The organism is Pseudomonas abyssi (assembly GCF_002307495.1).
In the GTDB taxonomy this organism is placed as follows: Bacteria; Pseudomonadota; Gammaproteobacteria; order Pseudomonadales; family Pseudomonadaceae; genus Halopseudomonas; species Halopseudomonas abyssi.
Genome location: NZ_NTMR01000003.1, coordinates 299,834 through 315,757, shown reverse-complemented (window position 1 = coordinate 315,757; position 15,924 = coordinate 299,834). Strand labels below are relative to the sequence as shown.

The 15,924-nt window shown below is 62.0% G+C and carries 17 protein-coding genes; 4 read left to right on the top strand and 13 right to left on the bottom strand.

Features of this window, described 5'->3' with window-relative positions; translation table 11 throughout:
- Window positions 1-14: 14 nt before the first annotated feature.
- The 11 genes from CNQ84_RS03960 to CNQ84_RS03910 all read right to left on the bottom strand — a co-directional run bounded on the left by CNQ84_RS03960 (window position 15) and on the right by CNQ84_RS03910 (window position 10,146).
- Complete coding sequence (locus CNQ84_RS03960) at window positions 15-932, bottom strand: GIDE domain-containing protein (RefSeq protein WP_096003608.1); 918 nt, start codon at window positions 930-932, stop codon at window positions 15-17.
- Window positions 929-1,501 (bottom strand): LemA family protein, encoded by a 573-nt coding sequence (locus CNQ84_RS03955; RefSeq protein ID WP_096003607.1) that lies wholly within the window; start codon window positions 1,499-1,501, stop codon window positions 929-931. Before CNQ84_RS03955 ends, CNQ84_RS03960 begins: the two co-directional genes overlap by 4 nt.
- Window positions 1,502-1,686: 185 nt before the next feature.
- Window positions 1,687-2,595 carry an RNA polymerase sigma factor RpoS gene (gene rpoS, locus CNQ84_RS03950; RefSeq protein WP_425054192.1) on the bottom strand — a complete coding sequence of 303 codons (909 nt, stop codon included), beginning with the start codon at window positions 2,593-2,595 and terminating at the stop codon, window positions 1,687-1,689.
- Between the two features lie 449 nt (window positions 2,596-3,044).
- The gene (locus CNQ84_RS03945) at window positions 3,045-3,935 is read right to left on the bottom strand and encodes a peptidoglycan DD-metalloendopeptidase family protein (RefSeq protein ID WP_096003605.1); all 891 of its coding nucleotides are present in this window, start codon (window positions 3,933-3,935) and stop codon (window positions 3,045-3,047) included.
- Between the two features lie 52 nt (window positions 3,936-3,987).
- Window positions 3,988-4,911: a polyprenyl-phosphate transporter gene (locus CNQ84_RS03940; protein ID WP_096003604.1), complete on the bottom strand. Its 924-nt coding sequence runs from the start codon at window positions 4,909-4,911 to the stop codon at window positions 3,988-3,990.
- Between the two features lie 22 nt (window positions 4,912-4,933).
- Window positions 4,934-5,605 carry a protein-L-isoaspartate(D-aspartate) O-methyltransferase gene (locus CNQ84_RS03935; protein ID WP_096003603.1) on the bottom strand — a complete coding sequence of 224 codons (672 nt, stop codon included), beginning with the start codon at window positions 5,603-5,605 and terminating at the stop codon, window positions 4,934-4,936.
- Window positions 5,606-5,607: 2 nt separating this feature from the next.
- Window positions 5,608-6,357 carry a 5'/3'-nucleotidase SurE gene (surE, locus tag CNQ84_RS03930; protein ID WP_096003602.1) on the bottom strand — a complete coding sequence of 250 codons (750 nt, stop codon included), beginning with the start codon at window positions 6,355-6,357 and terminating at the stop codon, window positions 5,608-5,610.
- Complete coding sequence (truD, locus tag CNQ84_RS03925) at window positions 6,357-7,412, bottom strand: tRNA pseudouridine(13) synthase TruD (RefSeq protein ID WP_096003601.1); 1,056 nt, start codon at window positions 7,410-7,412, stop codon at window positions 6,357-6,359. Before truD ends, surE begins: the two co-directional genes overlap by 1 nt.
- Window positions 7,405-7,881, bottom strand: a complete 477-nt coding sequence (gene ispF / locus CNQ84_RS03920; RefSeq protein WP_096003600.1) for a 2-C-methyl-D-erythritol 2,4-cyclodiphosphate synthase — start codon at window positions 7,879-7,881, stop codon at window positions 7,405-7,407. Before ispF ends, truD begins: the two co-directional genes overlap by 8 nt.
- A 60-nt stretch (window positions 7,882-7,941) precedes the next feature.
- Window positions 7,942-8,790, bottom strand: a complete 849-nt coding sequence (fghA, locus tag CNQ84_RS03915) for an S-formylglutathione hydrolase (RefSeq protein ID WP_096003599.1) — start codon at window positions 8,788-8,790, stop codon at window positions 7,942-7,944.
- Window positions 8,791-9,033: 243 nt separating this feature from the next.
- Entirely contained in the window at window positions 9,034-10,146 is a 1,113-nt protein-coding gene (locus CNQ84_RS03910) for an S-(hydroxymethyl)glutathione dehydrogenase/class III alcohol dehydrogenase (RefSeq protein WP_096003598.1), read from the bottom strand.
- 107 nt (window positions 10,147-10,253) lie between these two features.
- Here CNQ84_RS03910 and CNQ84_RS03905 point away from each other — a divergent pair, with 107 nt between their 5' ends.
- Complete coding sequence (locus CNQ84_RS03905; protein ID WP_096003597.1) at window positions 10,254-11,147, top strand: LysR substrate-binding domain-containing protein; 894 nt, start codon at window positions 10,254-10,256, stop codon at window positions 11,145-11,147.
- Window positions 11,148-11,201: 54 nt separating this feature from the next.
- Here the strand turns inward: CNQ84_RS03905 and CNQ84_RS03900 are convergent, their stop codons facing one another.
- Window positions 11,202-11,591 carry a DUF4168 domain-containing protein gene (locus CNQ84_RS03900; protein ID WP_096003596.1) on the bottom strand — a complete coding sequence of 130 codons (390 nt, stop codon included), beginning with the start codon at window positions 11,589-11,591 and terminating at the stop codon, window positions 11,202-11,204.
- A 165-nt stretch (window positions 11,592-11,756) separates the two neighbouring features.
- On the opposite strand from CNQ84_RS03900, the gene CNQ84_RS03895 reads away from it, so the two are divergent.
- The 3 genes from CNQ84_RS03895 (at window position 11,757) to CNQ84_RS03885 (ending at window position 15,163) form a co-directional block, all read left to right on the top strand.
- Window positions 11,757-13,262: a sensor histidine kinase gene (locus tag CNQ84_RS03895; RefSeq protein ID WP_096003595.1), complete on the top strand. Its 1,506-nt coding sequence runs from the start codon at window positions 11,757-11,759 to the stop codon at window positions 13,260-13,262.
- Window positions 13,259-14,632: a sigma-54-dependent transcriptional regulator gene (locus CNQ84_RS03890; protein WP_096003594.1), complete on the top strand. Its 1,374-nt coding sequence runs from the start codon at window positions 13,259-13,261 to the stop codon at window positions 14,630-14,632. The genes CNQ84_RS03895 and CNQ84_RS03890 overlap by 4 nt, the downstream gene beginning before the upstream one ends.
- Window positions 14,633-14,704: 72 nt before the next feature.
- The gene (locus CNQ84_RS03885) at window positions 14,705-15,163 is read left to right on the top strand and encodes a hypothetical protein (protein ID WP_096003593.1); all 459 of its coding nucleotides are present in this window, start codon (window positions 14,705-14,707) and stop codon (window positions 15,161-15,163) included.
- Between the two features lies 1 nt (window position 15,164).
- Here the strand turns inward: CNQ84_RS03885 and CNQ84_RS03880 are convergent, their stop codons facing one another.
- Window positions 15,165-15,920: a lysophospholipid acyltransferase family protein gene (locus CNQ84_RS03880; protein ID WP_096003592.1), complete on the bottom strand. Its 756-nt coding sequence runs from the start codon at window positions 15,918-15,920 to the stop codon at window positions 15,165-15,167.
- Window positions 15,921-15,924 lie beyond the last annotated feature (4 nt).

Sequence of the window (15,924 nt, the reverse complement as noted above, 5' to 3'; positions counted from 1 at the left end):
ACCGGCTTAGCTGATTACGCCAGCCAGAACCAGCACGCCAGCGGCGCCATAACGCCGAATCCCAACATGCACCAGATGGACCCGCGCTTGAGCCGGCGACTCAGGTCCTCTTCATGATGATCCGACAGAATAAAGGGCAAGCCGCGTCGAGCCGGCTTCGACAGCACATGCACCACAGGCTGGCGGCCTTCGACGCGGGCCAGGCGTTCCGCCTCACGATCCGCAGCGGCACGCACCTGCTGCCATTCCTGCATATCGATTTGCCCATCTGCATTGCGATCAAAGCGGGCCAGCAGGTCATCGTAATCGGCCTTCCAGTCACTGATCACCTGGCGGGCGATACCCTGCTGATCAATCTCCTCACGGCCACCGCCGCGACTCTCAAACCAGCCCAGCGCGTAAAGCAGCTCACCCTCGGAGAACCACTCCTCGGTGTAGCGGTAGCGGCTGCCAATCAAGCTGGCTAGCAGCCCGGTACGCACAGTGCTTCCCATCGGCCAACGCTGACTGCCCTCCCAGCGTCGGCGCTGGCGGGGATGCACCTCGGCTCCCTTGGGGCTAATCCAGCAGCTGCCGGTATCATCGCGCAACAAAAAGGGCCGCTCCGACTGGCCCTTCTCTACCGTGCGCCACTCACTATTCTTGCCGGAGCGCCGGTACTCTTCCACGGTAAAGCGGTACCAGAGGCAGTCCACCTCGCCGAGCGGCGAGATCAACGGCTGATGCCCGCCAGCATCCAATTTGCCCTGCAGCTCAACCAGCCCCTGGGCAGCGGAGCGAATACGTGAGGTGGGGGTATCATCGAGCCAGCGCGCACGCCGCCAGCTGCGAAACATCGCCGCCAGCAGCATCAGTGCAGCGAGGGTAGCAAGGCCACTGAAAAGGTAATAAGCCGGCGTCGACAGCAGCATTACGCCGTGAACATCAATCACGAAAACAGCGCCCGCACATCCACGTCTGCCTTTTCTTCATCGGAGAACTGCAGCAACTCGGCCGATTTGAAGCCGAACAGGCGTGCCAGCAACACCTCCGGAAACTGTTCAATGCGCACGTTGTTGATATTCACAGCGGCGTTATACAGCTCGCGCCGGTCGGCGATGCCGTTCTCCAGCCCGCTGATGCGCTCATGCAGATGCTGAAACGACTCGTTGGCCTTGAGCTCGGGGTAGTTCTCGGCCAGCGCAAACAGCTGCCCCAAGCCAGCGCGCAGAACACTCTCTGCTCGCCCGACCCCCTTGACGTCCTCATCTGCGCGCGCCGAGGCCACGGCGCTGCGGGCAGCGATCACGCGCTCAAGGGTCTGGCTTTCATGCTGCATATAGCGACGACAGGCCTCGACCAGCTTGGGTAGTTCGTCGTGACGCTGTCGCAGCAACACGTCGATATTGGACCAGGCCTGACTCACTGCGTGCTTAACACTGACCAGCTGGTTGTACAGCATGATCGCGTACAGCAGGACCACACCCAACACCACCAGCACAATGACTGTCGTCAGTTCCATCAACCCATCTCCTTTGCATGAACGAGACCCGCAAGCGCACCTTGCGCGGCGTAAGGCACAGCGCACACTATAAATGAAGTGTTGATCAATACCATACAACCACACCGACCGCTTGCCGCCGAACCTCGGGCGCGGGCGCTGTGGCATGGTCAAGCCGGAACCGCCGGGCGGCGGCTCCTGATACGTTACTGAAACAGCGACTCGCCGCTCAGGCCGTGCTGCTCCAGAATATCGCGCAAACGCTTGAGTGCTTCGACCTGGATTTGCCGAACCCGCTCACGGGTCAGACCAATCTCGCGGCCAACCTCTTCCAGCGTACTGCTCTCGTGGCCGCGCAAACCAAAGCGGCGGGTCACCACTTCACACTGCTTGTCGGTCAGCTCGCCCAACCACTGATCGATGCTGGCGTTAAGGTCGTCATCCTGGAGCAGGTCACAGGGGTCGCCACCTTGCTCATCGGTTAGCGTGTCGAGCAATGTCTTGTCCGAATCCGGGCCAAGCGACATGTCGACGGACGCCACGCGCTCGTTCAGGCCCAGCATGCGCTTGACGTCTTCGACAGGCTTGTCGAGCAGGTGGGCGATTTCTTCCGGGGAGGGTTCGTGATCGAGCTTTTGCGTCAGCTCCCGCGCGGCGCGCAGATAGACGTTCAGCTCCTTCACTACATGAATCGGCAATCGAATGGTGCGCGTCTGATTCATGATCGCCCGTTCGATGGTCTGGCGAATCCACCAGGTGGCGTAGGTCGAGAAGCGGAATCCGCGCTCCGGATCAAATTTCTCAACCGCGCGAATCAGGCCCAAATTGCCTTCCTCGATCAGATCGAGCAAGGTCAACCCGCGATTGACATAGCGCCGGGCAATCTTGACCACCAGCCGCAGATTGCTCTCGATCATCCGCTTGCGACCAGCCGGATCGCCCTTCTGCGCCAGACGCGCAAAGTGCACCTCTTCTTCCGGTGTAAGCAGCGGCGAAAAACCGATTTCGTTGAGGTAGAGCTGGGTCGCATCCAGCTCTTTGGTAAATTCGAAGGCGTTCTCCCTGCGGTGATTCCGCGGGGTAACGCGCTGGGGACGTTCGACAGATACGGGCATACCTTGCACCTCCTCATCTTCCATGATGTTTCGCTGTGACGACGTGGTACCTGCTGACGGGCCTTTAAGCGGCCGCTTCTTGTTTTCAACTGCCATATACGCGCCCCAAGTCAGTAAAACGCGGTATCTCAACAGCCGCAGCAAACAACGTGAACCCGCTGCGCGACTGCAATGAACTACCCATCCGGCTGCCTTTTCAGCAGACTGCCTGCCAAAAATGACAGTCAGATGTCAGACCTGACTACACCTTAGGGTCTGTTGACCTTTCGTTCGCCCGCCTTACAGGCGCAGCCTCGGCGGCCCCACCCGCAGGGCCGGGACCATTTTTCGGCCATGCTACGTTGTCGGTCGCTTATGTAGATCAACTACACTGCTCTTCCTCCGTCTTGCCTGGCCAAAAAAATTGGCCTCCGGCAGGTGGGCGAACGAAACGTTAACAGACCCTAACATCAAGTTCGCGGCAAATAGGTTAACGGATCGACAGGTTGCCCCTTGCGTCTGATCTCGAAGTGCAACTTGACCCGATCGGTGCCGCTACTGCCCATTTCGGCGATCACCTGGCCAACCTTGACCTGATCGCCCTCCTTCACCAGCAACCGGCTGTTGTGTGCATAGGCACTCAGGAAGGTTTCATCGTGCTTGATGATGATCATGTCACCATAGCCAATCAGGCCCCGACCTGCATACACCACTGCGCCATCAGCCGCCGCCTTGACAGGCTCACCCAATTGCCCGGCAATATCAATCCCTTTATTCAAACTGCCGTTTGACTGAAAGCGCGCCAGCAGTGTGCCGCGCGCGGGCCAGCTCCAGCCCGCGGCACTGACCGGTCCAGATGCGATAACCGGAGCCGTTGCCGGGGTGCTGCTGGTACTGGCGGAGCTGGTCGGGGCGCGCGTGGCAGGGGCCGTCTGCGCAGTGCTGGTGTTGCTGCGGGCCGGCGTGGAGGTCACGGCTGGCGCGCTGGTCACCGGGGCAGGACGCGAGGTTGGGGTGGTCGCCGGCGTCGTGGCGACGCGAGTCGGCGCAGCGCCGCCTCTGGCCAGACTGATCCGCTGACCGGGATAAATAGTGTAGGGCGCGCGCAGGTTGTTGTTGCTGGCCAGTTCTTTCCAGTCCCAGCCATAACGGAAGGCAATCTGATACAGGGTTTCACCGCGCTGCACCGTGTGCGCCCCGGTTGTAACCGACTGAGCGCGTTGACCACCGCGACCGCGCTCATCAATAGGCACGGTACCGGACGGACCGGCACAGGCGGTCAGTATTACCGCCAGACACACAGCTGTAAGGCCCTTGGCCTGTGCAGCAGGCCAACGCCCTTCTTGTACACACCGCCCCATTCCAGGCTGGCTCCCGTTCAGTATCACCTGCAGGGTTCGCTACGGCGCGCCCTCAGGCAGCCGATCGCCGTCCCCACCACTCCAATAACAACACTAATACCACGCCGAGCACCATCAACGCCAACCCGGCCTGCCACAGTGACGCCTCCCCAGTGAGCTGGCTGTAGTGTTGCGGCAGCAGATTCGCCTCGGTCAAGGGTACCTGTTCACCATGGCTGTTAGTGCGCCAGGTCAGGGTCTGCTTCCAGGGCCACACCTTGTTCAGCGAGCCCACCAGCAAACCGGTGAGAAACGCCAGCGTCACGTTGCGCGCATGGGACAGCAGCCAGGACAGCAAGCGGGAAAAGCTCAGCAGGCCAACAACGCAGCCCAGCGCAAACAAGCCAAGCAGGCCCAGATCAGCCGTTTTCACCGCGTGCAGCACGCCGCTATACAGCCCCAGCAGCAGCAAAATGAAGCTGCCGGAAATGCCCGGCAGGATCATCGCGCAGATGGCGATGCAACCACCCAGGAAGACGTTCAACGGCGTCACGCTCAGCGCCAGCGGTGAGGCAACGGTAATCACGTAGGCAAACAGCGCACCGGCAACCGCCGCCAGCAAGGTCCAGGCATTCCAGCGGCTGATCTCCCGCCCGACCAGATACACCGACACCAGGATCAGCCCGAAAAAGAACGACCAGAGCAGTACTCCGTGGTGCTCGAGCAGGTAGGTAATCAGCCGTGCCAGGGAGGCAATGCTGCACAGGATTCCCGCCAGCAGCGTCGCCAGAAACGCCCCATCAACCGCCCTCCATGTCTCGGCGATGCGCCCGCGCAACAACCAGATCAGCTTGTCCGGCGTGCACGCGGCGATCGCCGCAAGCAGGCGATCGTAAATGCCGGAGATAAAGGCAATGGTGCCGCCGGATACGCCGGGCACCACATCGGCTGCGCCCATGGCAACGCCGCGCAGAAAGATCAACAGGTATTCCTTCACGAAAGGTCCTTGCAGGAAAAAATCAGGAGTGAATGGCGCCGGCCAGCAGCGGCACAAACCGCACCGGCTCGACCTGCTGATGGATAAACTCGTCACCCTGGCGCACGACCAGCATCAAGTGCTGCTGGTGCTCGCCAACCGGAATCACCAGGCGCCCGCCATCGGCCAGTTGACCAAGCAGCTCCGGCGGGATCTCCGCGGGCGCGGCAGTCACCAGGATGGCGTCGTAGGGTCCGTACTGGGGCCAGCCCCAGTTACCGTCGGCATGGCGAAACACCACGTTACGAATATTAATGTCGCGCAGCACGCCCTTGGCCCGTTCCTGCAGGGGATAGATGCGCTCGACACTGAACACGCGCTCAACCACCTGGGCGAGGATCGCGGTCTGATAGCCCGAGCCGGTCCCCACTTCCATGACCTTGTCGAGCGGCCCGCCGCCCAGCAGCAACTCGGTCATGCGAGCCACGATGTAGGGCTGGGACAGCGTCTGGTTATGGCCAATTGGCAGCGCCGTATCTTCGTAGGCCCGGTGGGCCAGCGCTTCATCGACAAACAGGTGGCGGGGGGTTCGACGGATCGCTTCAAGCACATGCAGGTTGCGGATGCCCTCCTCGAACAGGCGCTCAAGCAACCGCTCGCGCGTGCGCTGAGAGGTCATGCCGATGCCGGCGCGATAAAGGTCGTCGTGTGCCATTCTCAAACCAGTCCGTCCAGCCAGTTTTCCAAGTGGTCGAATACCTCGTAGAGGGTCTTGTCCACGCGCAGCGGCGTGACCGACACAAAGCCCTGCATGATGGCGTGAAAGTCGGTCCCTTCGCCGCCATCCTCGGCATCGCCGGCCACCGAGATCCAGTAACCTTCCTTGCCACGCGGATCGACCCATTTCACCGGCCTGGCTGCGCGCGCGCGATGACCCAGACGGGTCAGGCGCACACCCTTGATGTGCTCGAGCGGCAGGTTCGGTACGTTGACGTTAAGCACCGTACGCGGCGGCAGATCGAGTTTATCGTGGGCCTCCACCATCTGACGCGCGAAGTGCGCAGCGGTCGGCAGGTTGTCGGCCTGACGGCCGGTCAGCGAGAACGCCATCGCCGGACGCGACAGAAAACGCCCTTCCAGCGCGGCAGCGACAGTGCCGGAATACAGCACGTCGTCACCCAGGTTGGCACCCAGGTTGATACCCGACACCACCATATCAATGCTGTCTTCAAACAGCGCATTGAGCCCAAGGTGAACACAATCGGTCGGCGTGCCGTTGACCCCGATATAGCCGTTTTCCAGCGTAAATGGGCGCAGCGGCCGGTCCAAACTCAGGGCGCTGCTCGCACCGCTGCGGTCTTCCGCGGGGGCAACCACCACGCAGTCGGCATAATCGGCCAGCGCGCCGTGCAGGGCCTTGATGCCCGGCGCCAGCACACCATCATCGTTGGCAATCAGAATTCGCATCAGTTTTCCGTTTCCAGCCCGCCACCGGGGGCACTGGAGAGCTCCAGCAGCTCATGCAGCAACGCCGTAGCGAAGCAGCCGGTAGGCAGGGTAAATTCCAGTTCGAGACAATCAGATGACGGATAATGCCACGTAAGCCCCTGAATGGGGAGGCGTAAAATCCGCCTCGCCTGATCCAGCCCCGCCCCTTCCAACCAGCCGGCAAGCTGCGGCTCGGCGGCGGCGATTTGCTGTTCCAACTGGGCTGTTTCCGCACTGCTGGCCAACCTCCCCGCTCCCCAGAGCGATGCGGTTGGATGCAGATCCAGGGCCGCCGGACGCGGGTCATCGGCGGCCAGTTCGCTGGCCGGAAAATGACTGCGACTATCGGTAAAGGCCAAACAATCACCGGACAGAATGCGGTTCCAGGTGCCATCCGCCACCCGCGCCGCGAGCATCCGATTGAACAGCAGACTGCGGGCGGTTGAGAGCAAGCGTGAACGCGTTCCGCGTGCCGGCGGATAGCCGCCCTGCCCGGCCCAGCGGCGAGCATCGTGCAGATTGCTGCCGTCGCGGCCGAAGCGCTGCGGGCCGAAATAGTTGGGTACACCCTGAGCGGCGATAATCTGCAGCCGCTCATCCAGCTGCGACTGATCGGCAACCAGGTCAGTGAGGCGAATAAAGAACCCGTTGGCACTGTGAGCGCCGCGCTGCAGCTTGCGCTGATGGCGCGCCTGCTCAAGACAACGCAGTTGATCGTTCCAGAGCGCGCTGAAATCCGGATCGGCGCGCCCCGGTAGCTGCAAGCTGAACCACTGGCGAGTCACCGCCTGACGGTCCTTCAGGCCTGCGTAGCTGACGTTGCGCAGCGAAATACCGGCCGCGCGAGCCAGCTGCCTGGCCACCTCTTCGGTGTTCAGCCCTCGCTTCTCCAGCAACAGCCAGAGATGCTCACCGGCGCCACTGAGAGCGATATCCAGCACTTCGGTGACGCGAAAGTCCTCAGGCGTTGCCTTCAGCGTTGCCCGGCCGCAGCTTTCACCCCAGGCACGCGGCCCCAGCAGCGTCTCAGACATCGGCCAGCAACAGGGCCACCGCGTGTACGGCTATCCCTTCCTCGCGACCGGTGAAGCCGAGCTTTTCAGTGGTGGTTGCCTTGACGTTGACCTGATCCAACGCGACGCCCAGGTCTGCGGCGACCTGCTCGCGCATCACCGGAATATGCGGCGCCATCTTCGGCCGCTGGGCAACGATGGTGGCGTCCACATTGCCTACCTTCCAGCCCCGCTCACGCAGCAGGCTCATGACATGACGCAGCAGCACGCGGCTGTCGGCGCCTTTGAACTCGGGGTCGGTGTCGGGAAAGTGTTGTCCAATATCACCCAATGCCGCCGCGCCAAGCAGTGCGTCGGCCAGCGCATGTAGAAGCACGTCGCCATCGGAATGGGCTACCAGTCCACGGTTGTGGGCAATCTGTACGCCGCCCAAAGTGATGAAATCGCCATCGCCAAAGCGATGAACGTCGTAGCCGTGACCAATACGCATGTGGAGTCTCCCGTCAGTCGATGGCGGCGATTCTACCGCCTCGACATGACAGGGAACAGGCTACAAACCCAGCGCCGCCGCATGATGACGAAGGTGGTCATCGATAAAGCTGGCGATAAAGTAGTAGCTGTGGTCGTAGCCGGGCTGACGACGCAGCGTCAGCGGATGGCCTGCGGCCGCCGCAGCCGCTTCCAGCGCCTCGGGCTTGAGCTGCTCAATCAGGAAGTTATCGGATTCGCCCTGATCGACCAGCAGCGGCAGGCGTTCGGTTGCCCCCGCCAGCAGTTCGCAGGCATCCCACGCTTTCCAGGCCGCGCGATCATTGCCCAGATACTGCCCCAGCGCCTTGTGTCCCCAAGGACAATCGCTCGGGTTGGTGATCGGCGCAAAGGCCGAGACCGAGCGGTAACGACCAGGATTCTTCAGCGCACAGATCAGCGCGCCGTGGCCGCCCATCGAGTGACCGCTGATCGAACGCTGATCCGATACCGGGAAGTGCTCCTCGATCAGCCCCGGCAGCTCCTGCACCACGTAGTCGTACATGCGGTAGTGCTGGGCCCACGGCTGCTCGGTGGCGTTGACGTAAAAGCCAGCACCCAGGCCGAAGTCATAGGCACCCTCAGCGTCATCCGGCACGCCTTCGCCACGCGGGCTGGTGTCCGGCGCCACAATGACCATACCCAGCTCGGCCGCCAGGCGCTGCGCACCGGCCTTCTGCATGAAGTTTTCATCCGTACAGGTCAGGCCCGACAGCCAGTACAGCACGGGCAGCGGCTTGCCCTGATCCGCCTGCGGCGGCAGGTAGATGCCAAACACCATATCGCAGTGCAGCACCTGGGAGCGATGGCGATAGCGCTTCATCCAGCCGCCAAAGCTCTTGTTGGCGCTGACCAGTTCAATGTCGTTCATAGAAACCTCCGGTTTCAGCTGCAAGGCGGATGGCCGCCCCCTGCAAGCTGCAAGCTGCAAGCTGCAAGCTGCAAGCTGCAAGCTGCAAGCTGCAAGCTGCAAGCGTAATCAGAATTAGCTCGGCGGTCGGACCGTCAAGTGTTTTCCACACGCTTATCTGCCATTCGTTGCTTCAAGAAAAACCGCGCAATTCGATACCACATGGTTTTGCTTGAAGCTTGAGGCTTGAAGCTTGCGGCTGCCTCAAAAATGGATCACCGTCCGAATGCTCTTGCCTTCGTGCATCAGCTCAAAGGCGTCGTTGATCTGCTCCAGCCCCATGGTGTGGGTGATGAAGCTGTCCAGCGGGATTTCGCCCGTCTGCGATTTCTCGACGTAGCTCGGCAGTTCTGTACGGCCCTTGACGCCACCGAAGGCGCTGCCGCGCCAGACGCGACCGGTCACCAGCTGGAACGGACGAGTGCTGATCTCGGCACCGGCCGGCGCGACGCCGATGATGGTCGATTCGCCCCACCCCTTGTGGCAGCACTCCAGCGCGGCGCGCATCAGTTGCACGTTGCCGATGCACTCGAAGCTGTAATCCACGCCGCCGTCGGTCATATCGACGATCACTTCCTGAATCGGCTTGTCGTAATCCTTCGGATTGACGAACTCGTCTGCACCCAGCTCACGGGCAATCCCTTCCTTGGCCGGGTTGATGTCGATACCGATGATGCGGCTGGCACCGGCCATTTTGGCGCCGATGATCGCAGCCAGACCGATACCACCCAGACCGAAGATGGCAACCGTTGAACCGGCCTCCACCTTGGCAGTGTTCAGTACTGCGCCGATACCGGTGGTGACGCCACAGCCCAGCAGACAGACCTTTTCCAGCGGTGCTTCCTTGGGAATCACGGCAACCGAGACCTCCGGCAGTACGGTGTACTCGGAGAACGTGGAGCAGCCCATATAGTGATAGATCGGCTCGCCGTTGTAGCTGAAGCGGCTGGTGCCGTCGGGCATCAGGCCTTTGCCCTGCGTGGTGCGCACCGAGCTGCACAGGTTGGTTTTCTCGGATTTGCAGAATTTGCACTCACCGCACTCGGCGGTATACAGCGGAATGACATGATCACCCACCTGCACCGAGGTCACCCCTTCACCCACGGCTTCGACGATGCCACCGCCTTCGTGACCGAGAATGCAGGGGAACACGCCTTCGCTGTCCTGACCGGACAGGGTATAGGCATCAGTGTGACAAACGCCGGAAGCAACGATACGAATCAGCACCTCACCGGCCTGCGGCGGCGCAACGTCCACTTCGACGATCTGCAGGGGTTCATTCGGCGCAAAGGCCACGGCGGCGCGGGACTTGATCATGGGGACTCTCCATTGAGTGAGGTAGCAACAGGACGCCAGTGTAGTAGAAGGCGGTTTCGTGGATAATCCCTCATCAGACAAAACATTATTGCCGTATAGGGATAATCATGAGTGACTGGCAAGGTATCGACGAATTTGTAGCGGTAGCCGAAACCGGGCATTTCACTGGCGCGGCACAGCGCTTAGGTGCCTCCTCCTCTCACGTCAGCCGCCAGATTGCCCGCCTTGAGGACCGTTTGCAGAGTCGCCTGTTTTACCGCAGCACACGTCGAGTCAGCCTGACTGAGGCCGGCCAAACCTTTCTGCAGCACTGCCAACGCCTGATCGACGCCCGCGACGAAGCCCTGCAGGCCATTACCGATCTGGGCAGCGAGCCCAAGGGGCTATTGCGCATGACCTGTGCAGTCGCCTATGGCGAGAGTTTTATCATGCCTATCGTCGACGACTTTATGCAGCTGCATCCGCAGCTGCGGGTCGAGATGACCCTGACCAACCAGACGCTGGACCTGTTGCACGGTAGCTACGACCTGGCCATTCGACTGGGTCGGCTGCAAGACTCCAGCCTGATCGCCACCCGCATTGCGCCGCGCCACATGTATCTGTGCGCTGCACCGACCTATCTGGAGCGCTTCGGCGCGCCGCACAGCCTGTCGGAACTACCAAGGCACAACTGCCTGATCGGCAGCAGCGACGTCTGGACCTTCCAGCAACGCGGCCGTGAACTGCCGGTTCGGGTGCAGGGCAACTGGCGCTGCAACAGCGGCCAAGCGGTGCTGGAAGCGGCACTGCGTGGTTTTGGCCTGTGCCAGCTTCCCGACTACTACGTTCAGGGCCACCTGCGTAGCGGCGCCTTACGCGCCCTCCTCCCCCAACACCAGCCACCGCATACCGCCGTCTGGGCGCTGTATCCGCAACAGCGGCACCTCTCGCCCAAGGTGCGCCAGCTGGTTGACCACCTCAAACGCGGCCTGGCCGAACGCCCGGAATACAGTGAGTCCTGACAGGGCGACAAAAAAAGGGGCCGAAGCCCCTTTTTACCAGTTCAGATCACGCTATCAGTTGACCTGCTGAGCGCGCTGGCGCAGTTCCATATCTGTCTGCATGCGCGAGGCGATTTCGTTGTAGCGTGGGATATCCATCTCCTCATCCTTAATGGCCTCAACCATTTCTTCCTGCGCATCAAGCTGCATCTGCTGCGCTTCCTGCTGATCACCCGCATTGCTCAGCTCTTCAGTCAGCTCTTGGCGGATCTCATTGACCTTCTTCTCCGCTGTGACGAATTTCTCCAGATCCTCATCGGTCACCGGCGCTGCGGCTGCCGCGGCTGAGGGGGCGCCGTATTGCTGACCGGCAGAACCACCGGTGGACTGCGCTACAGCGAACGGTACACCCGCGCTCAGGGTCACAACACACAGGGCAGCAGTCAGTTTCTTCAGATTCGTCATGGTGTTTCTCCTTCGTTGAGTGTCACTGGATATACAGCAGAGACCGTGCCAAGCCCGACAAAAAGTATTTAAACAATTGTTTTTAAAAGAATTTATCTTGAAAAAACAAACCGAAACGCCTTTCAGCTTGCCTGGATCGCCCACAAAAACGTATCTTTTTTAAACATGAGCAAAAAATACCCGTTCAGATATGACCCGTTTTCCTGGCTCGGCATCAGCGGCCTGCAGCGCACGCTTCTGCTGTTTGTCGTGCTGCCCCTACTGGTGCTCACCGCGCTAGGCATCCGCTTTGGCCTGGAGCAGGCCAGCCAGTTTCAACAACAACGCCTCAAGGACGACCTGGAGTTGATCGGCCGGGCGATCAGCATTCCCATCGGCAATGCCCTGCGCGAGCATGACGAGCAGGCAATCGAGCTCGCACTGGGGTCGGTCTTTATTATCGGCGAGGTCTACGGCGCCTCGGTATTCGACGTCAACGGTGTGCGTCTGGCCTCGGCCGGCATCACCGAAAGCGACCTGACCCGTACCGCCATCCCCGACCTTATCGTGTCTACCGGTCAGGCCCAGCAAGGCTTTAGCCAGGTGGGCGGACGCCACCTGTTCTCCCATTTCATGCCGCTGTTCGATGCCGGCGGGCAGATTCAGGGGCTGATTCAAATAACCCGGCGGGCCAGCGACTTCGGCCGCGCGCTCGACCAGCTGGAGATCATTGCCTGGCTGGCCTGGGCGGTACTGGCCATCGGCATCCTCTGCGCAGTGATGCTGGGCCACTACGGCGGTGTAGGTCGCCATGTCGACCGACTGCTTGAACACATGCAGCGGGTCGCCCAAGGTGACCATGCCCACCGCGCAGCGCTGGAAGGCCCAACCGAAGTCGCCGCCCTGGCAGCAGGGCTGAACCAGATGCTGGACAGTATCGAACAAGCCCGACACGAGCTGGATGAGCGTCGCGCCGCCGAGACCGACCTGCTGGCCCAGCTCAAGGATCAGGAGAAAATGGCAGCCATCGGCGGCATGGCACGCGGGGTCGCCCATGAGCTGGGCGCTCCGCTCAGTGTGATCGACGGACGCGCTCGACGCCTGCAACGCCATGCTGCCGATGACCAGGGGCAGCAGCGTGAACTGGGCGCCATTCGCGGGCAGGTAGCCCGTCTGACCCACACGGTTCGCCAACTGCTCGACTACAGCCGCCCCAGCGCTGCAGAGCCGCGCGCGACCTCCCTGCGCCAAGTACTCGACAGCGCGGTGGCGGCCATTACCCCGGAACTGGAGGTCGCCGGGCGACAACTCGAGGTAGAGGGCGACAACGCGCAGACGCTGCCCACGGTGAAAGGCGACCCGGGGCGTCTCGAGCTGGCCCTGCTCAATCTGCTGCGTAACGCCCTGCAAGCCAGTGAGCAGCGACTGCAGGTGCGGCTCAGTCAGCAGCACGGACAGCTGCGCATCGATATTGACGACGATGGGCCAGGCCTGCCCGAGGCCAGTCACGAGCAACTGCTTGAGCCCTTCTTTACCACCAAGCCCCCGGGCGAAGGCACCGGGCTGGGGCTGGCCATCGTCAACACCATTGCCGAAGAACACGGCGGCCAACTCGTGCTCGACAGCAGCCCGTTAGGCGGTTGCCGTGCCAGCCTGCTGCTGCCGATTCATCAAGGGAAACGCACTGCATGAGCCATACCGAACATCTGCTACTGGTCGAAGACGATCCGGGCCTGCGCGAACTACTGCAGGAAGAACTCGAGGCCGAGGGCTACCGGGTGACCGCCTGCGCCAGCGCCGAAGCCGCCCAGCCGCTGCTGCAACAGGGCGAGATTGATCTGCTGATCAGCGACCTGCGCCTGCCCGGCGCCAACGGCCTGAGTCTGCTACCCGTCGCGCAGGGCCTGAACCCGGCCCCGGCGATGCTGATCATCACCGCCTTTGGCTCGGTACAACAGGCCGTGCAGGCACTGCAGCAAGGCGCCGACGACTTTCTCACCAAGCCGCTGGAAATGGACCACTTCCTGCTCACAGCGAGCCGCTTGCTGGAGAACCGCCGCCTGCGCCGCGAAGTGCAGCGCTATCGCTCAATCATGGCAGTGGAGCAATTTCACGGCATCATCGGCCAGAGCAGCGTAATGCGCCGCCTGTTTCAGGACATCCGCCAGGTGGCCGACGCTGACGGCCCGGTGCTGATTCAGGGCGAAAGCGGCACCGGCAAGGAGCTGGTTGCCCGCGCGGTACACGAGCAAAGCAGTCGCAAGTCCGCCCCGTACATGGTCGTCAATTGCGGCGGCATCCCGAGCGAGCTGATGGAAAGCGAGTTTTTTGGCCATGCCGCCGGTGCCTATACCGGCGCCCGCAAGACCCGCGCAGGCCTGTTCCAGCAGGCCGACGGAGGCACCCTGCTGCTGGACGAGATCGGCGAAATGCCTCTCGCCCTGCAGGCCAAGCTGCTGCGCGCCCTGCAGGACGGCAAGGTGCGGCCGGTCGGCAGCGACCACGAGATACAACTGAACGTCCGCGTCATCGCTGCCACCAACCGCCAGCTCACCGACTGCGTGGCTGACGGCCGCTTTCGCGAAGACCTGTTCTATCGCCTGGAGACTTTCACCCTGCAGGTGCCGGCACTGCGCGAGCGGGCCGATGACATTCACGCGCTGGCCGACTTCTTTCTTGCTCGCTTCAATGCCAGACAGCAGCGCCATATCAAAGGCTTTGCCGATGACGCCCGCCTGGCGCTGCAGCGCCACCCCTTCCCGGGCAACGTACGCGAGCTGCAGAACGCCGTGGAGCGCGCAGCGACCTTCTGCACCGCAGACCTGATCGAGCTGAGCAACCTGCCGGATCGACTGCAACAGGCCGAGCAGCAAAACCCGGGCTCGCCCGGCGTCCCGCTACTGGACGGGCTGACCGGGGCGGCACTGGAGCAACTACCGAGTCTGGAGAGCGTGCAGCGCCAATACATTCATCAGGTGCTCAGCGCCACCGGCGGCAACAAACGCCGGGCCGCAGACATCCTGGGCATCACGCGCCGCACCCTGTATCGCTGGATCGAATGAGCATGGCAGTGCAGGACAGCGGCGCTCTAGGTTAAAGTTCGAGTTCCACCACCCTCGACTCAGGAGCACACTGTGGCAAGCGCCCTGCGGCTGAACACCCTGCTGAACCGTCAATTTCAGCCAGATGACCGTCTGCTGGATACCCTGCGAAACGAGCTGAAGCTGCTCGACGGCCTGTGCCGCACACTCGGCGTCTCAGAGCTCAGCAGCTTTGTCGACACCACCGCACTGGAACTGCAGGCCGCCGTCGCCATGTTGGACGATGAAGCCAAAAAGGCGGTGCCGGAACCCGACCCACAGACCGGCCAGATATGGGGCATTGAAGACGTCAGCTGGCAGCCGGTCGCGGCCGGCATGAGCACCCTGGAAGCACTCCAGCATCATCTGCGCAAATCCCCGCACAGCGGTCTGAACAGCAACAAGGTGCGCGATCTGCTGGAGGAGCTGGACTACTGCATCAGTACCCTCGCGCCACTGGAAACCGAAGGCGCGCAATTCCACCTCGCCGTTGACGAGTCAGGGCAGCGCTGAGTCAGACCGCAGAGCCTCCCAGCAACGCCGCAATCCGCTGGCGGGTCTCGGCCATCAGCGCGGGCAGGTCTTCACGCGCGTAGGTCGCCGCGTCAATCGGCTCGCCGACGTGCACAGACACCTGTTGCCCGAGGTTGAAGCGCCAACTGCGCGCCGGCAGCACCCTGTGGATACCGCGAATGGCGACCGGCACGATCACCGCCTCGGTATCCAGCGCCAGGTGAAAACATCCTTTTTTAAACGGCAGCAACTCACCCGTGCGCGAGCGCGTCCCCTCCGGCGCAGCCCAGAGCACAATACCCGACTCCATCATCTGCCGGGCGCGGGCCAGATCGGCCAGCGCCTGATTGCGCTTGTGGCGATTGATTGAAGGGAACTCCGCCAGGCGCATGGTCAACCCCAGCACCGGAATACGATACAACTCCGACTTGGCCAGCATGCGAATGGAGCCCGGCAACGCCACAAAGCTGACCGGAATATCGTAGTGACTGGCATGGGTGCAAAGAATGATATAGCGGCGTCCGTCACTGAAGTCCGGAGGCGTACCAAAGACACTGACCTGCAGGCGCACCAACCTGAGCAAGGCCGCCGCCCAGCCGCGCGTGTAGCGATCCACCCGCGCGCGATCCAGCCGTCTGGCAGCAGCTCGCCAGAGCACATCCAGGCAGTATCCCAGGGTAACCAGAACAGAACCGACAACCACGCCGATGCGGCGCAGCAAGGTGGCAGATTCAGCAACGGGCGACAGGCTCAACATGACA